Genomic DNA, 1,393 nt, shown 5'->3' on the forward strand with positions numbered 1-1,393 from the left:
TGAGTTTTTTGTTAAAAAGACAAGATTCAGAAGCCCGTTACCAACTGTCCGTTGTTTCGTTAGATGAACTTGTCCCTTCTGATCATTTAGTTCGTAAAATTGAGAAAGCAATTGATTTTACTTTTATATATGACCTTGTAAAAGACAAATACTCAGAAGATAGTGGGAGACCGAGTGTCGATCCTGTTGTACTAATAAAGATCGTATTTATTCAATATTTATTTGGAATAAAATCTATGCGTCAGACAATCAAAGAACTGGAGACTAATGTTGCTTATCGGTGGTTTATCGGTTATGACTTCTCTCAACCAATCCCTCATTTCTCTACCTTCGGTAAAAATTATGCTCGCCGTTTTCAAGATACAGATCTCTTCGAAACCATTTTCTCACATATTCTTGGAGAAGCTCTTAAACATCGATTTGTTAATCCTTCTGTTATGTTTATTGATTCTACTCACGTCAAGGCTAATGCAAATAAGAAGAAATACAGAAAGACCATAGTTGAACAAGAGCCTAAAAAATATTTATCTTACTTAACAGAAGAATTAAATCAGGATAGGATTGATCACGGAAAGAAGCCCTTGCCAAAAAAGTCTGAGTCTATAAAAAAGGAAGTGAAGTTAAGCACTACTGATCCGGATAGTGGTTGGTTTATTAAGGATGAAAAAGAAAGATTATTTGCATACTCTTTCCATGCTGCGAGCGATAAGAATGGATTCATTTTAAGTGCAAAGGTAACAGCTGCTAATGTTCACGACAGCCAAGTGTTTCAGGATGTTTTAAATCAAGCTATTCATCAAGTAGGAAAACCGTATGCAGTAGCAGTAGATGCAGGCTATAAAACTCCTTATATTGCTAAAACCCTCATTACATCTGGCATACGTCCTGTAATGCCGTATACTCGACCACGTACAAAGGATGGATTCTTTAAGAAATACGAATATGCTTATGATGAATATTATGATTGCTATGTTTGTCCTGCAAATGAAATATTATCTTATGAGACAACAACCCGTGAGGGGTATCGAATGTACAGATCGAATCCATCAATCTGCAAAGATTGTTCCTTTCGGAACCAATGTACAAATAGCAAGGATTCAGTGAAAAAAATCAGTCGTCATATATGGACGGAATACATAGAAGAAGCTGATCATCTTAGACATACGCCAAAAAATAAAGAAATCTATTCAAGAAGAAAAGAAACGATTGAACGAGTATTTGCAGATTTAAAGGAAAAGCATGGCTTGAGATGGACCACTTTACGAGGGATTAAAAAAGTGACCATGCAGGTGATGCTTGTTTTTGCTTCTATGAATTTAAAAAAGCTCGCTACTTGGCTCTGGAATCCTGAAAAGGAGAAGCGTAAGCTTCTTCAATTACTGACTTTTTACCA

General features: G+C 35.8%; 1 protein-coding gene. It reads left to right on the forward strand.

The genetic code is table 11. From position 1 onward, the window contains the following. Window positions 1–8: 8 nt before the first annotated feature. On the forward strand, window positions 9–1,393 hold a 1,385-nt coding region (locus QZ995_RS23630), incomplete at its 3' end, for an IS1182 family transposase (protein ID WP_301812390.1).

Source organism: Brevibacillus laterosporus (assembly GCF_030489605.1).
GTDB lineage: Bacteria > Bacillota > Bacilli > Brevibacillales > Brevibacillaceae > Brevibacillus_B > Brevibacillus_B laterosporus_E.